The organism is Candidatus Thermoplasmatota archaeon, from assembly GCA_022848865.1.
Lineage (GTDB): Archaea > Thermoplasmatota > Thermoplasmata > RBG-16-68-12 > JAGMCJ01 > JAGMCJ01.
This window is the reverse complement of the sequence record JAJISE010000035.1, coordinates 1-17,310: the sequence shown is the minus strand read 5'-3', so window position 1 is coordinate 17,310 and position 17,310 is coordinate 1. Positions and strand designations below refer to the sequence as shown.

17 protein-coding genes, 1 tRNA gene and 2 pseudogenes are annotated in these 17,310 nt (G+C 57.1%); 9 read left to right on the top strand and 11 right to left on the bottom strand.

Going from position 1 to position 17,310, the window contains the following annotated elements:
- From LN415_07240 to LN415_07210, 7 genes and pseudogenes are all read left to right on the top strand, one after another.
- Positions 1–1,659 (top strand): ABC transporter permease (locus LN415_07240; GenBank protein ID MCJ2556885.1); only part of this gene is annotated, 1,659 nt, incomplete at its 5' end.
- 58 nt (positions 1,660–1,717) lie between these two features.
- Positions 1,718–1,834, top strand: a pseudogene (locus LN415_07235) (ATP-binding cassette domain-containing protein).
- Entirely contained in the window at positions 1,820–2,932 is a 1,113-nt protein-coding gene (locus tag LN415_07230) for an ABC transporter ATP-binding protein (GenBank protein ID MCJ2556884.1), read from the top strand. Before LN415_07235 ends, LN415_07230 begins: the two are co-directional and overlap by 15 nt.
- A 40-nt stretch (positions 2,933–2,972) precedes the next feature.
- A pseudogene (locus LN415_07225) lies at positions 2,973–3,956 on the top strand (ABC transporter ATP-binding protein).
- 194 nt (positions 3,957–4,150) lie between these two features.
- The gene (locus tag LN415_07220) at positions 4,151–4,741 is read left to right on the top strand and encodes a hypothetical protein (GenBank protein ID MCJ2556883.1); all 591 of its coding nucleotides are present in this window, start codon (positions 4,151–4,153) and stop codon (positions 4,739–4,741) included.
- Positions 4,742–4,802: 61 nt separating this feature from the next.
- Positions 4,803–5,276 carry a hypothetical protein gene (locus tag LN415_07215; GenBank protein MCJ2556882.1) on the top strand — a complete coding sequence of 158 codons (474 nt, stop codon included), beginning with the start codon at positions 4,803–4,805 and terminating at the stop codon, positions 5,274–5,276.
- Positions 5,277–5,318: 42 nt separating this feature from the next.
- A tRNA-Val gene (locus LN415_07210) sits at positions 5,319–5,391 on the top strand.
- A 39-nt stretch (positions 5,392–5,430) separates the two neighbouring features.
- Here the strand turns inward: LN415_07210 and LN415_07205 are convergent.
- Complete coding sequence (locus LN415_07205) at positions 5,431–6,177, bottom strand: metallophosphoesterase (protein MCJ2556881.1); 747 nt, start codon at positions 6,175–6,177, stop codon at positions 5,431–5,433.
- Positions 6,178–6,187: 10 nt separating this feature from the next.
- Positions 6,188–7,627: an NAD(P)H-hydrate dehydratase gene (locus tag LN415_07200; GenBank protein ID MCJ2556880.1), complete on the bottom strand. Its 1,440-nt coding sequence runs from the start codon at positions 7,625–7,627 to the stop codon at positions 6,188–6,190.
- 81 nt (positions 7,628–7,708) lie between these two features.
- Here LN415_07200 and LN415_07195 point away from each other — a divergent pair, with 81 nt between their 5' ends.
- Entirely contained in the window at positions 7,709–8,887 is a 1,179-nt protein-coding gene (locus tag LN415_07195; protein MCJ2556879.1) for an MFS transporter, read from the top strand.
- 2 nt (positions 8,888–8,889) lie between these two features.
- On the opposite strand, the gene LN415_07190 is transcribed toward LN415_07195, so the two are convergent.
- The 6 genes from LN415_07190 to LN415_07165 all read right to left on the bottom strand — a co-directional run bounded on the left by LN415_07190 (position 8,890) and on the right by LN415_07165 (position 14,454).
- On the bottom strand, positions 8,890–9,195 hold the full coding sequence (locus tag LN415_07190) for an MTH1187 family thiamine-binding protein (protein ID MCJ2556878.1): 306 nt from the start codon (positions 9,193–9,195) through the stop codon (positions 8,890–8,892).
- Between the two features lie 9 nt (positions 9,196–9,204).
- Positions 9,205–9,705 carry an archaemetzincin family Zn-dependent metalloprotease gene (locus LN415_07185; protein ID MCJ2556877.1) on the bottom strand — a complete coding sequence of 167 codons (501 nt, stop codon included), beginning with the start codon at positions 9,703–9,705 and terminating at the stop codon, positions 9,205–9,207.
- A gap of 1 nt (position 9,706) precedes the next feature.
- Entirely contained in the window at positions 9,707–11,164 is a 1,458-nt protein-coding gene (locus tag LN415_07180) for an RtcB family protein (protein MCJ2556876.1), read from the bottom strand.
- A 52-nt stretch (positions 11,165–11,216) separates the two neighbouring features.
- Positions 11,217–12,476, bottom strand: coding sequence for an ABC transporter permease (locus LN415_07175; GenBank protein ID MCJ2556875.1), 1,260 nt, complete (start codon positions 12,474–12,476; stop codon positions 11,217–11,219).
- A 74-nt stretch (positions 12,477–12,550) separates the two neighbouring features.
- The gene (locus LN415_07170; protein ID MCJ2556874.1) at positions 12,551–13,426 is read right to left on the bottom strand and encodes an ABC transporter permease; all 876 of its coding nucleotides are present in this window, start codon (positions 13,424–13,426) and stop codon (positions 12,551–12,553) included.
- Complete coding sequence (locus LN415_07165; GenBank protein ID MCJ2556873.1) at positions 13,423–14,454, bottom strand: ABC transporter ATP-binding protein; 1,032 nt, start codon at positions 14,452–14,454, stop codon at positions 13,423–13,425. Before LN415_07165 ends, LN415_07170 begins: the two co-directional genes overlap by 4 nt.
- A gap of 160 nt (positions 14,455–14,614) precedes the next feature.
- Between LN415_07165 and LN415_07160 the strand changes: the two genes are divergently transcribed.
- Complete coding sequence (locus tag LN415_07160) at positions 14,615–15,220, top strand: hypothetical protein (GenBank protein MCJ2556872.1); 606 nt, start codon at positions 14,615–14,617, stop codon at positions 15,218–15,220.
- On the opposite strand, the gene speB is transcribed toward LN415_07160, so the two are convergent.
- The 3 genes from speB to LN415_07145 all read right to left on the bottom strand — a co-directional run.
- Positions 15,211–16,074, bottom strand: coding sequence for an agmatinase (gene speB / locus LN415_07155; GenBank protein MCJ2556871.1), 864 nt, complete (start codon positions 16,072–16,074; stop codon positions 15,211–15,213). The two genes, LN415_07160 and speB, sit on opposite strands and share 10 nt — an antisense overlap.
- A gap of 8 nt (positions 16,075–16,082) precedes the next feature.
- The gene (locus LN415_07150; protein MCJ2556870.1) at positions 16,083–16,469 is read right to left on the bottom strand and encodes a translation initiation factor IF-5A; all 387 of its coding nucleotides are present in this window, start codon (positions 16,467–16,469) and stop codon (positions 16,083–16,085) included.
- An 81-nt stretch (positions 16,470–16,550) separates the two neighbouring features.
- The coding region (locus tag LN415_07145) for a hypothetical protein (GenBank protein MCJ2556869.1) at positions 16,551–17,310 on the bottom strand (760 nt) is incomplete at its 5' end.

The following is a 17,310-nucleotide window of genomic DNA, read 5'->3' as shown; positions in this document are numbered from 1 at the left end:
CTCCTCTTCGGGGGCGACGACTACCAGCCGAGCGAGTTATGGAACATATCAAATTCCGACTGGGCACCCGTAAACATGGCGGGTCTTCCCATGGTGAGAAAGAACTCACCGGAGGCATCGCCTGCCATCTATTTGGAGGATGGGGAGAAGGACGGGGAGTATCTGGTCTTCAACGGTGGAGGAAACCTCGGTCATGTGTATACGGAGAACGGAACGTCTGTTTGGAGTGGCGGCGGCTATATCAAAGCCGACGGGACGATACACGTGGGAGACGAATGGTCGACAGCCCCCATCTTCTCTCAACTTGATGGAGACATTCCTGCCCTGATATATCTCTCGACAAGCAATGGCTTCTTGCATGCGTTACATATGGAAGATGGCAGGGCCTACGACCCCTGGGCGATTGTCCCCCCGGGGGAGACGGAGCCAGACGGACAAGTGAATCCGCAGAACAACATAACAGGTATAATGGTCCGCAAGACGCTTGCTGAACCCGACGGAGGCGTTCTCACCAGGCCCGAGCCTTGGGGTTCATACATATATGTAGGATCGGACACTGGGATTTTCTACTCCGTACGGAGGGACAGAACCGGAACTCTCTACGCAGGCACTATCCGCGGCAAGTTTGAGGCTCCCGTTGCGCCAGGCGAGAGATTCATATTCAACACGCCAGCGAGCTTTCTCCTGGGATCCGATGTCATTCAGATAACCGGGTTCAACGACAACGGTACCGAGAACGATTGGACTGACGACATGAGCACGATATACTCCCTGAACACCGACGGCAGTGTCTCATGGAAGCAGACGTTTGACGCGAGGATAAACGGACCTCTCACGATTTGGAAGGATGAGCAGGGTTCTGGACACCTTCACAGGAGCGTATTCGCCGGGCTGACCAATGGAGAAATCCAGGTCTATTCCTCAAACGGGGAATACCTGGCCCCTCTGCCGCCAACATGGATGGTATCAGTTCCGAGCGGGAACACCTACTGGTTGGGAACGGATAACCAGGGGAGGGACCTCTACAGTCAGTGGATGTGGGGAACCAGGGTGGCTCTGACGGTTGGTCTGTTGGCCGCGTTCTTCTCCATATCGATCGGTGTGATTGTCGGCCTCGTCTCTGGCTACAGCGGCGGTAAGACCGACTCGGTGCTGATGAGGTTCACGGACGTCATTCTCGTTCTGCCTGGACTTCCGCTCGTCATCATCCTGGCGGCCGTGCTCGGTGCTGGGATATGGAACATCATTCTCGTCATATCAATCGTGGGCTGGCCAGGGACCGCCAGGGTCATCAGATCGGAGGTCCTGTCGCTCAAAGAGAGGCCGTTCATAGACTCCGCTCGGGTCACGGGCGCTAGCAATATCAGGATAATGTTCAAGCACATCGCCCCGAACGTCCTTCCGTTGGCCTTCCTGTTCATGACGTTTGCAGTCAGCGGGGCGATCCTCACAGAGGCGGCCCTGAGCTTCATCGGTCTCGGAGACGTCAACACGCCAAGCTGGGGGCAGATGCTCCAGCTCATCCAACAGTCCAATGTCCTCGGGTCTTGGTGGTGGTTGATGCCGCCAGGTATAGGCATTACGTTCCTCTCGCTCGCGTTCTATCTCATCGGTAGAGGGTACGAGCAGATTGTCAACCCGCGTCTGAGGGCGAGGTGATTCAATGGCCATGTTGGAAGTAAACAATCTCAAAACGTACTTCAGGATTCTCAAGGGAACCGTGTATGCCGTCGACGGCGTCACCTTCCACCTCGACCGAGGAGAGACCATGGGTCTGGTGGGGGAATCCGGTTGCGGGAAGACCACGACCGCGTTCGCCATCACTAGGCTCCTCCCTTCCAACGGGGAGATTGTGGGTGGCGAGATAGTCTTCGACGGCACGCTCATAGGCAGGGCAGACTTCCCGACCGAGCTCGCCGAGGTTCTGAAGGAGCCTCTGTGGCTTCCGGAGACAAGGGCTCTCGTCGAGAGGAAACTGAAGAAGCTTTCGGTCCCTGAAGATGAATCCTCCACAATAGAGTCGATGAGACACCTCGAACAGGAGAGCGCCTGCGTGGAAGATGTCAGCGCCATTCTGAACGACGCGAGCCTTTCCGAGGAAGAGATAAAAGCGGAGCTCGCGGCGATTGTGCATGATGAGCTGTCCAGCTTCTTTGCCAAGAGGAGGCGGAGACGATTCAACCGGGAAGTCGAGGAGAAGATGTCGGACATCAGGTGGAGCAAGATATCGATGATTTTCCAGGGTGCCATGAACGCCTTCAACCCAGTTTACAAGGTCGGAGACCAGATAGTGGAGGCTCTTCTGGAGCACGAGGACATGACAAAGGACGAGGCGAAGGAAAGGGTTCTGGAGCTCTTCGATATGGTCGGCCTCGAGAGGTCGCGAGTCACCGGTTATCCTCACGAGTATAGCGGTGGCATGAGGCAGAGGGCAATCATAGCCATGTCGCTGGCGTGCAATCCTCAGCTGGTAATCGCCGACGAGCCGACGACGGCGCTGGATGTGATAATGCAGGACAGAATCCTCGGGGAAATCAGGCGCTTGCAAAGGGAACTCCACATCGCGATGATGATCATCACTCACGACATATCCGTCGTTGCCGAGGTCGCAGAGACGATAGGCATCATGTACGCGGGCAAGCTGTTCGAGTTTGGGGACATCGTCTCGATATTCGAGCAATCTGCGAATCCCTACACGATAGGTCTCACGGGCGCGTTCCCGAGCATCAAGGGGGAGAGGAAGAAGCTGATAGCCATCCCTGGTTCCCCGCCTGATTTGTCGGAGCCGCCTCACGGGTGCAGATTCCACCCGAGGTGCAGGTTCGCTCAGGAGATATGTCGCAGGGAGGAGCCCGCGAGCATTGAGGTCGCAGAGAACCACTGGTCTCTCTGCCACTTCGCCAAGGATATTTATTCGGGTAAGCTGACATGAGGTGATACGTGTGGAAGCAGTTGAGGAAGAAGGAGAAGATGTGGAATCGGAGGAGGGCGTCGTTTACAATGTCGTCAATCTCACGAAGCTGTTCCCGATCAAGTCGGGCTTCTTCGCGTCACTGTTCGGCAAGGAGAAGAACGTTCACGCTGTGAACGATGTGAACTTCACGATAGGTGAGGGAGAGATTCTCGGTATGGTTGGCGAGTCGGGCTGCGGCAAGACGACGTGCGGGCGCTGCCTCGTCAGGCTGGAAACTCCCACTGAGGGACACATGTACTTCGGCGGCAGGGACATAGCCGGGCTCAAGGGAAGGGAGCTGAAGTCGTTCCGCCGGGACGTGCAGATGGTGTTCCAGGATCCCTACGAGTCGCTCAATCCCAGATTCAATGTCTATACCACGGTTTCCGAGCCCCTCGTCGTTCACGGTGTGGGGGAGTCCGCGGACGAGCGAGATGATATGGTGGCAAAGGCTCTGCAGTACGCGGAGCTCAAGCCCCCGGAGGAGTTCATGTACAGGTTCCCCCACGAGCTGAGCGGGGGACAGAGGCAGAGGGTGGCGATTGCCAGAACGCTCGTTCTGAGACCTCGGTTCATCGTTGCAGACGAGCCCGTGAGCATGCTCGACGTCTCGATAAGGGCCGGTATCATGAACCTCATGCTCAGCCTGAGGGAGAAGTACAAGATACCCTTCCTCTTCATATCGCACGACGTGTCGGTGACGAGATACATGAGCCACAGGATCGCTGTCATGTACCTCGGATACATCGTCGAGCTCGGTGATACGGAGAGTGTGATCAAGGACCCATTGCACCCGTATACCGAGGCGCTGCTCTCGGCGGTTCCCGTTCCAGACCCGGCCATGAAGCACGGGAGGGTGAAGATCAAGGGAGACCTTCCCAGTCCCATCGACATGCCCCCCGGATGCGTTTTCCATCCGAGATGTCTCTACCGAAAGGACATTTGCGACAAGGAAACGCCTCAGTTCAAGGAAGCAAGACCTGGCCACTACGCCCTCTGCCACTTCGCGGGAGAGCTAACGATACAGCGTCCGGATGACGAGGAGATATTCGAGGTCGGCGCGTGCGAGTACTGCAAGGCCACGATAAAGAAGGGGATGTCCTACGCGAAGTGCGACTGCAACAAGCTGTATCACGAGTCGTGCGCAGTCCAGCTCGACGAGTGCCCGATCTGCAAGCAGAAACTCCAGGTGGAGGAATGAACAAGTATGCGACAGTGATCGGGATCGCGTTCATTCTTGTGGCTGTGTTCTCCGCGGTCACTCTGGTGCTGACGGTCGACAGGTACGGAGCCTTCGCCGAGACGAAGAACGAAATCACACCAGTGGAAGGCAACGTCTACATCAAGGAGGTTCGAGTTCCGCCGATATACAGCATGAACGAGGACGTCCGCGTGACGATCCTTGTGGAAGTCAACAACCCTACAAGATTGGACATCTGGGTGTACAACATCGAGTTCTCGCTCTACATGTTCAACAGGACCACGATGGCCAATATACCCAATTTCCAGGCCATGGAGCCGTATTATGTTATGGTGGGCGGGTTCTTCAGGTACGACTACCCTGACTACCTCGTTCGATCCGGACGCAATGCGACGCTCGAATCGTCATTGGCGGTAACCACTTCGTACAAGCTTGCGATTCTGAACACGACCGATCCCGATGATGGGAAGTACTACCCTTTTGTGTCCGCGGACCTGAGATACGAGATCGTGGATCTCGACATACTTGTCCCTGTCCACGGATTGAGCTACTTCAACACGCTGGGAGTGGATCCCTATCTCGGTTGACCGGGAGTCCGTCCAGAGGGCATTGCTCGCCCTCCTCTGGACCTTCTGCGGAGCAGTGACCATGGCGACCTTCTTCTTCATCTCGTTCTTCCCTGAGTACTCCCCCTTTGCCGAGGGAGAGATTGGGTTCAGCATCATCTTCCTGCCCATCACCGTGAGCTTCGTCGTGGGTCTTCTGGCCAACGAGTTCGAAGTGCCTGTCACGGTGCTCATCTCGATTCTCCTCGTCATAATCTCCGTGACCATCGCATTCCTGGCGGTCTACCATCCTGTGATTTCCGGAATCGTGGTTGACCCCACGGACCTGCCATCCACGGATGAGCAGAGGATGAGCATGGTGTTCTCCGCGCTCTTCATCATGCCTCTCACTCTGATCGGTACCGTTCTGGGAAAGGCCGTCGGTGCAGTGATCCTTCCCTCTGAGGAAGAACTCATAGAGAGGAGATGGCTGGTCGAGCGGACGAGAAAGTGGCATGAGGCCCTCGCTAAGAGGGACGAGGAACCTGAGGAATCAGAATCCCGACCCAAAGGGTGACTGAGGAAAGCTTATCTACTCTCGGAATATCCAATGCTCCAAGGGCCTGTGGTCTAGCGGTTATGACGTCACCCTTACAAGGTGAATATCGGCGGTTCGAATCCGCCCGGGCCCATTCACCCGACGCGACTCGAGTCTCCTCCTTCTCTTGTCATCATTTCTGTGAGATTGTCAGATCCTTCAACCTGCCCAGGTCAACTCCATTCAACAGATAGACCCTGGAGTTCTCCAGGTCGGTGAGGTCGGATCTCAGAATCGGTCCCATCGGTCTTGACCTCGGACCATTGACAGGGAATCCGCCGCAGAAATCGTTGAAGCTGGGAATCACGATCAGCTCCTGCGGATTGGCATCATACCTCTTTCCCCCGCCTATGAACTCGGCTCTCAGCCAGCATCGCTTCGTCATCCTGAGTCCGAGCCTGTCCACGAACAGAACGGAGGGATGGACGTGACCCATGCATAAGACCTCGGAGTCCATGGCCTTCTGGCTCGGCCAGGCGTATCCGTGGGTGAAGCCGACATCATCCAGTTTGATGCCCCTCGGGTCGTGCGCCTTCACCTTCTCCGGCAGGATGCTGAGGATGTTGGCATCGTGGTTGCCGGGGACAAGATGGACTTCCGGGACCACTTCCAGAACTCTCTCGAAGAAGGGAGGGATCTCCGCTCTCTCCTGCGGGCTGACGCTCTTGATCTTGTGCTTGACGTCGCCCACTATGACGGCCCTCTCCGCCTTGTGGCGGTCGGCAATATCGATCAGCCTCTCCAGCATCCGATCCGTCTGGCTTGGGATCACGAACCCGGACTCTCTGAAGCCGAACTCGATGCCGATGTGAAGGTCTGCAACGACTATCGTTCTGTCGAAGAGCAGTGCAGCTTCATCGGGAACGGGTTGAAGCCTCAACAATGACCACCTACGTCTTCAGGAAGGTCTTGAGAACCTCGGGTATCTCCGAGACAATGTCCTCGGGAGTGAGTCCGTAGCTCAGCTTCTCGAAGGCCAGGTCCCCGGCAGAACCGCTCATGAACGCACCCATCCTCGCAGCGTTGAACGGCGCCACCTTCCTGGCCAGAAGGGAACCGCATATCCCTGCGAGGACGTCCCCCGTCCCGCCGACGGTCATCGCCACGTTTCCAGTCTTGTTCAGCTTCAATCGCCCCTCTCCGGCGATTATGTCCACGGCCCCCTTGAAAAGCACGGTGAACCCGTTCTCCTTCGAGAAGGAATCGATGAATCGGGCTCTCTCATCCATGTCTCTGGGAGGCTCCTTCCCGCAGAGCCTCTCGAGTTCCGCTGAGTGCGGGGTGGCAATGCACATCTTCCCTTTGATCGTGCTCAGGTCCCCGGCCACAGCGGTGATGCCGTCCGCGTCAACGACGAACGGGATGTCGAGCTTCGAAACGAACTCCCTGACGGCCTCCAAGGTCTCATCTTCCAGTCCGAGTCCTGGTCCTATGACCGCAGCGTCAACATCTCGGACCATCTCCAAGAGGTCGTCGATATTCCCCGGGTTGAGGAAGTCCCCTTCCAGGGATCGCACTACGAGGGCAGGGGAGAACGACGCAACCACCTGCCAAGCCTTCTCAGGAACCGCGATTCGGACGAGGTCGCAACCCGCGCGGAGCGCGGCAAGTCCGACGAGCGCGGGAGCACCGGTGAACGGCCCGCCGCAGACGACAAGCAGTATGCCGTTCTGGCCCTTATGGGAATCGTCCGCGGGGCGCGGGTAGTAGACCAGTTCGCCGGGCCCGGTGAAGCGGTCCGCATCCTCTGGGATGCCGATATCGACCTTCACTATCTTGCCCGAGTTCTTCTCGTTCATACCGATCTTGGTGTCATGGAACGTCACGGTCACAGTCGGCCTTACGGCAATGTCCGAGCCCAGACCGCTTGGCACGTCCACCGAGAGAACCGGTTTGCCTGAGCTGTTGATGACATCGATGAAGGTTCTGAGCGGTTCCCTGATCTCCCCTCTCACGCCGATCCCGAGGAGCGCGTCCACGATGACATCCGCGGACTCAATCTCGGAAGCTGCCGGGTCGGCGCCCACAACCACATCGCCATTGTACTTGGACAGGTTCTTCTTGGACAGCTCGCTCCGGACCTCTTCGGGTGGCTTTGCCAGTACGACAGTTGTAGTGCATTTACGGTCGATCATCCTGGCAGCGACAAACGCATCCCCGCCATTGTTTCCCGTACCGCAGATGAAAACGACCTTCTTTCCTTCAATCTGAAAATCCTCTTGAAGCGTGTCCGCAATCCCCTTGCCCGCGTTCTCCATCAGCCGGGACGTCGGAACCCCAAGGTGTTCCGCATTCATGTCAAGAACCTTGACCTCCTCGAAAGGAATCATCCGTCCTAATATCCCATTGCCATTACATAACTTTCGGGAGAACCTGCTTTATACGGTGCGATGATTCCCTTCTGAGCGTCCATGAAGGGGAAGTTCCTCTCCCGTCTAACCTCCGGGCTTACAGCGAACATAGTCATCCTGGCCTTCGTGAGCTTTCTAACGGATACGAGCAGCGAGATGATGCTCCCGCTCATCCCCACTTTCGTCATCGTCGTTCTTGCTGGTAGCCCGCTCATTCTCGGGCTGATTGAGGGAATAGCGGAGAGCACTGCGTCTTTGCTCAAGGTGGCCTCTGGCTTCTGGTCCGACAGGATGAGGAGGAGGAAGGACCTGGTCGCCGCGGGATATGGCGTGTCCTCCTTCTCCAAGCTGCTCTTCTTCTTCTCTGTATCTTGGATTGACTTCACGGCCTGGAGGTTTCTCGAAAGGGTCGGGAAGGGGATCAGAACGCCTCCGAGAGATGCCATAATCGCCGAGTCCACGACTCCGGAGACCACGGGCAAAGCCTTCGGCCTTCACCGAGCAATGGACACCGCTGGTGCCGTCCTTGGACCGGCGCTGGTCTTGCTTCTCCTGCCGGTCCTGGGCGGTGAAACTGGCGGGAACATACGCACGATCTTCCTCATAGCGACGGTTCCCGCCGTAATCGCGTTCCTGCTCGTCTTCCGCTTGAGGGAGAAGCCGGTCGCCAGGGCCCCACCAGAGTCCTTCAAGGCAAGCCTCTCCCTGATCCCACGAAATCTCAAGCTCTTCGTTCTTGCGGCCACGGCGTTCGAGATAGGCAACTTCTCTGTCCTCTTCCTCCTCTATCGAAGCACGGAACTCGTTGGCAGGATGGATGCGGTGATCGCGCTCTACCTCCTGTTCAACGTGTCCTACGCGTTGCTGGCCTTCCCTGCGGGCGCTCTCTCTGACAGAATCGGGAAGAAACCGATGATTGCCTTTGGCTACGGGATTTTCATAGTAACCTTCGCCGGGTTCGTGTTCGCCAGGGACATCTCTCACCTGACCGTGCTCTTCCTGACCTTCGGACTGTGCATGGCCGCGCTCGACGGGGTCCAGAGAGCATACGTGGCGGACATGTCACCGAAGAACCTGAGGGCAACATCGATGGGCACGTATCATACCTTCACGGGCATCGCCAAGCTGCCCGCCAGCCTTGTCGCAGGCTTCCTGTGGATCTTCAGCCCAGCGTACCCCTTTCTCTACGGAATCGTGATGGCCGCAGGAGGCCTGGCTCTTCTCTCACGGGTCGAGTGAGATCACCTGCTGAGGGGCCTTCCGGCGCGCTCTTCGACGCTCTGGACCTTCTTGAGCATCGCTTCCTTGGTGGCTTTCCGGTCGTCGATTTTGATGTACGTAGAGACCCGCTCCGTGTCCTCGAGGACCGCCATGTGGCACCTCCGGATGACCTCCATCACCTCGTCGTAGTCGCCCTCGATCACCGTGCCCATCGGGTTGAGCTGGTACCGCAGGCCGCTTCCGTCGATTATCCTCAGGCATCTGCCGACCCACTTGCTCAGGCTCACGCCCTCTCCTACCGGGAATATGCTCACTTCCGCCAACATGCGCTTCACCTACGGGAACACTCCCGCAGTCCTGAGTCTGAGAGCGCAGAATTGGCAATAATCCTTTTGCTTTGCGTCCGTGTCCGCCAAGGACTTCGAGAACATCATGACGCAACTCCTATCTTGGCAGTGACGCAACCCGAACATGTGTCCGAGCTCGTGGAAGGCCTCCTTCGTCGCTCTTTGCTTGAATGTCTCGGTATCACCCTTCAATCTGTTCAATGATATGATGGCAGACCTCCCCTTGACATCGGCCAACCCGAAGACGAACCTATTCGAGCCCTCGTAGATGTCAACGTCCACGACCCCGAGTACTTTGTCCTGCGGATACGACGCAGTCAGCTCCTTAAGGTCGGAGGCGAGATATTGACCCCTGCGCGGTCTGTGCGCAGACTCAGGCACATCCACTCTCGGCAGGATCTCAACATCGCCGAAGACGGACAGCTCGGAAGCCAGATGCGTGAGGATGAAACCGTCCATGTCGCCGATCGGGAGAATAGCCGTCCTCAATCTACCCCTTCACAACGCCCATCGGGGACATGCGTGCAACTACGCTGGATATCCCTGCACCGTTGGCGACCTTGACGACGTCCAGTATGTCCTTGTAGGCATCGGGAGCCTCCTCAACGATGCCCTTCATGCTCGCCGCGTGAACGTATATGCCCTTCCTCTGCAGTTGGCTCCTGACCTCATCGGCTCTGAACATCCTCGTCGCCTGGCGTCTAGACATCACGCGGCCCGCACCGTGACAGGTGGAGCCGAATGTCTGTGCCATCGCCTCGTCCGTGCCCAGGAGCAGGAACGAGTGCGTTCCCATGTCCCCAGGGATGAGGACGGGCTGTCCGAATTCCCTGTAATCCGAAGTGACTTCCGGTCTGTCTGGACCGAACGCCCTTGTCGCCCCCTTCCTGTGGACGCAGACCTTCATTCTCCTTCCGTCGACGTCGTGCTCTTCGAACTTGGCTATGTTATGGGCTACGTCGTAGATGACCCTCAGTCCCATGTCCTCCGCCTTCTGGCCAAACACTTGCTCGAAGGATTGCCTCACCCAATGGAGGATCATCTGCCTGTTCGTCCAGGCGAAGTTGGCGCCGCACGCCATCGCGGAGAAGTAGTCCCGTCCCTCTGGAGAGTCTATCGGCGCGCAGGCAAGCTGCCTGTCCGGGAGATCGATCCCATACTTCCTGTACGCCACCTCCATCTTGCGGATGTAGTCGCTGGCTATCTGGTGACCGCAGCCTCTGGAGCCCGTGTGTATCATCACTATTATCTGGTCCAGCTCGTTGACGCCCATCCTCTTCGCGGCTTCCTCATTCCTGATCTGGTCGACCTTCTGGATTTCCAGGAAGTGGTTGCCAGCGCCCAGGCTTCCGAGCTGAGACTTCCCTCTGTCAATCGCCTTTTGACTCACCTTCTCGGAGTCCGCGCCTTCCATGCCCCCGCCCTCCTCGAGATGTTCCAGGTCTTCCTGCCAACCGTAGCCGTTCTCCACGGCCCACCTGGCTCCTTCCTCAAGGACCTGGGTGAGCGTCCTGCTGTCGACTCTAACCTTCCCCTTCGATCCAAGGCCCGACGGGACGTTCGTGAACATAGTGTCGATGAGCTCCTTGAGCTTGGGCGACACGTCCTTCACGGTGAGGTTGGTCGTGAGCATTCTCACGCCGCAATTGATGTCATAGCCCACTCCGCCTGGGGAGATAACACCTTCGTCAGGGTCCATGCCAGCAACGCCTCCGATAGGGAATCCGTATCCCCAGTGAATGTCCGGCATCGCCATGGACTTCTTCAGTATCCCCGGGAGCGTCGCGACGTTCGCGACCTGCTCCAGAGCGTTGTCCCTGATGACGTTCTTCATCATCTTCTCGTCCGCGTAGATCAGCCCGCTTGTTCTCATTCCATGCTTGTAGCTGCTCGGGATCTCGTATCGGAACTCATCGATTTGCTTCAGCGGACCATTCCATCGCGGCATCTTCACACCTCCCTGAAAGAGAGGACAGAGGATATTAAAAGATTGCTCTCTTCTAGTACTCGCTGAGGGTCCCCTGGGTTCTTGCTTTCTTCTCCGAATGCCTGTAGTAGAGATATCCGAGAAGGGGCGAGAGGATGCCGAAGAGCACGACCACCACCATCTCGGCCTCGAAGGGGAGCAGCTCAGGGTACCCCTTTGGCAATCCTATGAGCACCGATCTGAACGCGTCCACGCCGTAGCTCACCGGTATCCATCTGCTCACGTAGTCGACGACGACGGATGGCAATGCACGGAAGGGGAAGAACGCGGCGCAGAATATCATGAAGAAGAACTGGAGGAAGTTCACGAGAAGAGCGGCGCTCTCCTTGATCCTTATCGTGAGACCAGCGACGAAGAACGCCATCCCGAGTATCCCCGAAACGGTGAGGAAGAGGATCAGGAAGGCGAGAGCGACGTTGTTCAACGGAAGACCGCCTGCGATGTTGGAAACGACAACGAGGGCTATCGAGGCGATCACGGTGATCCACATGAAGATCGCGAAGACCCTTGATATGAGATTGCTGAACTTGTTCGCCGGTGACAGATAGAGAGACTCCAACGTCCCGCGGAACTGCTCCTCCCTGATGGAGAAGCCCACCTCCCAGAGGATGAAGCTGAGGAAGATGAAGATGACGAACCCGTACATCATGACGCCAGCCAGTCTCGCTCCTTGGGGCGTTAGGACCATGTCTATTTGGGTGAAGTACACGATCGTTCCGTTATCGGCGTTCTGGAACCTTATGCTGAGCGAATCCACATTTTCCAGTGTCCTGTTCTCCCCGCCGAAGTCAGTGATGTTGAAGACGAGGTTGTCCTGGCCTCCGCCAAAGCCCACGACGTCGGACTCCCACCACGTCCCGTTCTCGCCGGAATCCCCTTTCAGCTGGATCGAGACGTCCGCGGTCGTTCCACTGGACGAATATAGCCCTATCTGTATCTGCATGAAGGCCGACCAATCGGACACGCCCTCCGGGTTCTTCTCCACGCCGTATGAATGAGCCGGATCCGTGAGGTTCAGGAATGCGACCATCGACGGCTCATCCCCGTACGGACCCGTCAGTACTCGATGGAACTCCCCTTCGCCGACGTGGGAGAGCGGGTCCTCTGCCCAACCAGACAGGGACGCGTCCTCGAAGGAGTCAAGCGCCTGGGTCGGAGACGAAAAGGCAAAGACCGCGAACATGAACATGAGCACCATGAGGAATATCTGAAGGAAGATCGCACCGAAGGACAGGGGGTACCTGGAGAACTCCACGATGGTCTTCTTCGACATGGAAATGAACGTCGCAATGCTCTGCTTGAAGGAGAAATCCGAAAGGCCGAATCCCCTGCTGACGGTTTTCCCCTTCAGAATTGTCCAACCCCCTCGTTCTTCTTAATCCTGCTCTCGGTCCTCAAGAAGACTGTGTACCCTACGAGCGGGAGGACCGCCGCGAAGGCCAAGAGGACCGCCAGATCGAAGTACCACGTCCCGAAGAAGTAGGCGACATCCAGCAACGAGGCCCTGACCCCGTTCGTCATCCACGTTGGCGGGAAGCTCAACGCCACGTACCTGAGGAAGGGCGGGAACACCGTGATCGGGAAGAATATCCCCATGAAGAACGCCACGACCCACTGCATGACCTGGATCAGAGAATCGGCCTCTTTCACCTTGAGGATCAGAGCTCCAAAGGCGAAGCTGATTCCCCACAACGGGATTATGCCGATGACGACAAAGACCAATGCCAATGCCATCTCGCCCTGGAAGAGATCGACCTGGAAGATGAGAGATCCCACTACCATGGCGAACGCAAATGCCATGAGCGATCTGATGAGCGCGTACAACGTGACTCCCGACAGGACCTCGACCCTCTTGGCAGGGGAAGCATAGACGGACTCGAGCGTCCCTGTCTCCATCTCTCTCCTTATCCAGTAGCCAACGAGCCAAAGCATGAGCGTGACGACGATGAACGTGCTCGCGCCGATGAGCATGTAGAGCTTGTAGTTCTCCGTCCCCGTGGCGTCCTCGAAATTCTGAGCTGCGGCCTGTCCCGCAATCGCCACACCGAGGAGGATGGGAAGGGACGCCAGAATCACCGGGAGTATCATGTCGAACACAATGGCGCCCTTGTATCGCAGGACGATCTTGAACCGCGCGATCAGAACGGTCTTCGTGACACCGAGTGAGGACCTCCATGAGATCTCCGAGAGGCCCAGGTTCTTGTGCACAGTCTTTGCCGTCACTTCCCCGCATCCTTGGGCGTCACAATCTCCCTCGTATCTATGCTCAGAGACCTCCCGGTCTTGGCAATAAAAACGTCCTCGAGCGTCACTTCCTGCGGGTTTATGTACTCAATGATCGCGTCCTCCTCCACGAGGACATCGATTATCTTCGGGAGCACCCTTCGGCTGTTGTCGCAGATTATCCCCAGCATTGTCTTCCCGTTCGTCTCATCCTTGACCACTGCCGTCCTTATCCCCGGTATCTCGACTATCCTGTTCCGGGCGGACTCAGGTATCACACCTTCCACGTCGACGACGCTCTCCTGCGGGATCGAGGACTTGAGCTCGCTAGGAGGCCCGAGGGCGATGATCTCACCTCGGTCTATGATGGCCACCCGGTCACAGAGCTCGTCGGCCTCCGCCATCAGGTGTGTGGTGTAGATTATCGTGTGGCCCTCCTTGTTCAGACTCTTGACTATGCTCCTCAGGTTGCGTGCCGCGTGAACGTCCATGGTCACGGTGGGCTCGTCAAGGAAGAGGATGGGAGCATCGTTGATCAGGGACTTGGCAAATGCCAGGATCATCTTCTGCCCGCTCGAATACGTCTCCACCGTCCTGTCCACGAAGTCCGAGAGCTCCAGAAGATCGACAAGGTAGTCGATCCTCTCCCTTCTCACGTTCTTGGGGATGTAGTAGAGCGCTCCGAAGTAGTCCAGGTTCTCCCTGCCCGTAAGCTTCCAATAGAGTCCCCGCTCGCCCATCAGCATGCAACCGATGGAGGCTCGCACCTTGTTCTCCTCCTTCTGAAGGTTGAAGCCGTTTATCCAGGCGGTTCCTGATGTCGGGAGCAGCAGTGTCGTGAGACACTTAATCAGGGTGGTCTTCCCAGCACCGTTGGGCCCCAGCAAGCCGAATACCTCGCCGTCGAAGATCTCAAGGCTCACATCCCTGAGCGCCTCGACCTTCTTCTTCCGCGTCCGTCCTTTTCCTCGCTCCTTGGAAGTGAAGGTCTTCGAGATGTTCTCTATCGCAATGATAGGTTCGCTCATAGTCATTCGATTAGGATGTGCACGGTATTTAAGGAATCTGACCACAAGTGACGGATGACTTGAGACCAGACATGAGCAATCCAACCCCAGCCAAGCATAGAATCGCCGGTCGAGAACGATATCACAAACTTCTTATTCTACTCGGGCAATCATAAGGCAGATGACGGGGCCAGGGGATGCCAGCAAACTCCAGGGGCGTCTTGACAAGGTAGAGCGGCGTCTGAAATCCATTCAGAAGCAACTGGCGGAAGAGAAGAAGAAAACGAGAGCCCTGGAGAGGAAGTTGGAGACCCGAATCAAGCGCGAAGGGATCATGATGGACGCCCTCAGGATCACGACCAGGACAAAGAAGGGTGAGGGCGGGCTCATGGGGGACCTCAACGGCGCTGTCATGAGGCTCGAGGAGTACCTTCTGAGGACGAGCGAGAGGATAGACAACATCCTCAACGCCCTGAAGAGTCATCGGGACTTCCTGGCAAAGATGAGTCGGAAACTGAACAAGGTCGGAACCAGGGAGAGGATGGTGCTCGAGCTCGACATCATGAGGAACACCCTTTGGATACTCGGAATGAACGGCGTCAAGATCGACATCGCCCTTGTCAAGGAGATCGAGACGCTCAGAAAGGACGCCGGGGAGGACACCACGAAGGTCATCGACCTCAAGGAGAGGAAGGGTTCCGTCGACAAGAAGTTCGACGATGAGCTGAGAAGGGTGGACCTCGAGAAGATCTCTCACAGGACAGCGGATATCCCCGGTTATCTGTGAGCCTTTTTCATCACGGCGATCGCCTCCCTTATGAGACGCGCAGTGAGCAATGCCGTCGTGCCACAATCATGGGGAGGAGAGACCTCGACGAAATCCACACCCACGAGTCTGCTCCCGAGCAGGTCGATGAGCTCCCTCACCTGGTCAGCGGTCAATCCGAACGGTTCCGGGTTTCCCACGCCCGGAGCATACGCTGGGTCAACCACATCCATGTCGATCGACAGGTAGATGTCGCTTCTCTCGACGAAGCTCAGAGCCTTTCTCGCGGTGCTCGCCATGAGCTTCTTCTCGAAGATCTCACTGGCAAGTATGTAGGACAGTCCAAGATCCTTCGCATCCGTCGATTCCTCCCTCGAGAAGGACCGAACACCGACCGGGATGACATGGTCGATTCCGACCACCTCTGACACGCGCCTGGTCGTGCACGCATGGCCGAGTCTCTCGCCCTCGTACGAATCCCTGAAATCGAGGTGAGCGTCCAGGATCACGACACCGATGTCATCAAAGCTCTCGACTACCGCGGGGGTGATGGAATGGTCACCGCCGATCGCTACGGGGATCTTGCCGGAATCCGCCACTTCGCTCGAGAAGTCCCGCACGCGATCAAGGACCTCCTTCACACCGCCAGAGCACTCGACATCTCCCGCGTCGTGGACCGGCACGTCATCAAGATCGATGTCCTGCTCAAAGATGTAGGTCTCGAAGTTGTAGGAGGCCTCCCTTATCTTCTCAGGCGCGAGACTGGACCCCTTCCTGAAAGTGGACGTCCCATCGAAGGGGACGCCGAATATCACGAACTCCGCCCCCTGCAGCTCCGCGCGCGCGTCCGCAAAGGCGAGGGGAGCGGGCCTCATCGGAGGGATCACGTCCTGGTTATCTTTTTCCTCCCCATTGCCACGAGATACTGGATCTCGCCGCCTGGGCTGAGTTTCCCGTCCATTTCTGCCGATATCGCGACGTTGAACGTTTCGTACGTCTCAAGGTCCATGAGCTGAACCTCAGAACCCATAACCGTGAGAATCTGAGCCCTCCTCTTGTCGATAATCGGAACCTTGACCTTGTGCGTGACAGGGTGCACGATGCTCCTCTTCTGTTTGTCGAAGATTCCCACGGCCTCTACCCTGGCTTTCGCTTCTCCGTGCTTCCCTGGCTTCGAGATGTTGACGCTGAGAATCTTGCAGGGCTCCTCGTCTATGAGGATGTATCTGTTCGGTTTGAGAGACCTCATTTCAGCCTGATTCCATGACATGGGAATTCCTCGGCAACGTAATGTGAGAGCGGCTTATAACGTTTTCAGCGGAGTCGGGGCCAAGAATCTGGCAGCGGATGATCACTTGTTCCTCTTTCGGCGTCTCTTCGGTTTCTTCTTGACCGCAAGGAAGGAGGCAATTATCACGACGGCCGCAATGGCGGCTGCAGCCCCGATTGCCGGGATGGTCATATCAAAGCCGCCGTTGTCGCCGCCCCTCTCCTTGACCGTAAGCAGAATCTGGTACGGTTCGGAGGCGAGTCCCGCGGCCGTAGCCTGGACCCTGAATAGGAAGTCCACTTCGGCGTTCGCGGTGTCCGAGACCTTTTTTGGGGCCGTGATGATGAAGTCACTCTTACCGCCTTGAGTCACCCCAATCTCAGGAGACACGGTCGGCCCTCCAACTTCGGGTGTGACCGTGACCTCAGCGCCATTAACCGTGATGCCATCCTGATCCGTCACCTCTACTTCGAGCGGGACGGAGTCCTTCGTGAGGACGATATCTGAAACCGTCCACTTCGTGAGGACTGCAAGGAAGGGGCGGCCTCGAGGATAGATGACGACATCAGCTAGGACCTGTCCGGTCTCTTCGTCCTCGAACTCCGCACTTGCCGTGATTGTCAGTCGTTCAGTGTCGTTTACCGTCTCATTCCAGACAGGTGCCACGTAGGTCGCGATGAAATTGCCATTCACGTCTGACAAGCCAGACACCGACCCGCCCTGCTGGGTTCCGTAGGCGAGTTGGCCTATCGGGACGGCGAGACTTATCGTGACATTGGCGCCCTGTTTCGGCGTGTTGTCCGCTAGGTTCCTGACCCTGACCGTGACGGCCTGTGTGCTT

Excerpts from the sequence above, each read along its gene's own strand:
- LN415_07160 (MCJ2556872.1), top strand. The coding sequence starts at position 14,615 with ATGACGGGGCCAGGGGATGCCAGCAAACTCCAGGGGCGTCTTGACAAG.
- speB (MCJ2556871.1), bottom strand. The coding sequence starts at position 16,074 with ATGAGGCCCGCTCCCCTCGCCTTTGCGGACGCGCGCGCGGAGCTGCAG.
- LN415_07215 (MCJ2556882.1), top strand. The coding sequence starts at position 4,803 with ATGGCGACCTTCTTCTTCATCTCGTTCTTCCCTGAGTACTCCCCCTTT.
- LN415_07175 (MCJ2556875.1), bottom strand. The coding sequence starts at position 12,476 with ATGTCGAAGAAGACCATCGTGGAGTTCTCCAGGTACCCCCTGTCCTTC.
- LN415_07220 (MCJ2556883.1), top strand. The coding sequence starts at position 4,151 with ATGAACAAGTATGCGACAGTGATCGGGATCGCGTTCATTCTTGTGGCT.
- LN415_07150 (MCJ2556870.1), bottom strand. The coding sequence starts at position 16,469 with ATGTCATGGAATCAGGCTGAAATGAGGTCTCTCAAACCGAACAGATAC.
- LN415_07180 (MCJ2556876.1), bottom strand. The coding sequence starts at position 11,164 with ATGCCGCGATGGAATGGTCCGCTGAAGCAAATCGATGAGTTCCGATAC.
- LN415_07165 (MCJ2556873.1), bottom strand. The coding sequence starts at position 14,454 with ATGAGCGAACCTATCATTGCGATAGAGAACATCTCGAAGACCTTCACT.
- LN415_07195 (MCJ2556879.1), top strand. The coding sequence starts at position 7,709 with ATGAAGGGGAAGTTCCTCTCCCGTCTAACCTCCGGGCTTACAGCGAAC.
- LN415_07190 (MCJ2556878.1), bottom strand. The coding sequence starts at position 9,195 with ATGTTGGCGGAAGTGAGCATATTCCCGGTAGGAGAGGGCGTGAGCCTG.
- LN415_07200 (MCJ2556880.1), bottom strand. The coding sequence starts at position 7,627 with ATGATTCCTTTCGAGGAGGTCAAGGTTCTTGACATGAATGCGGAACAC.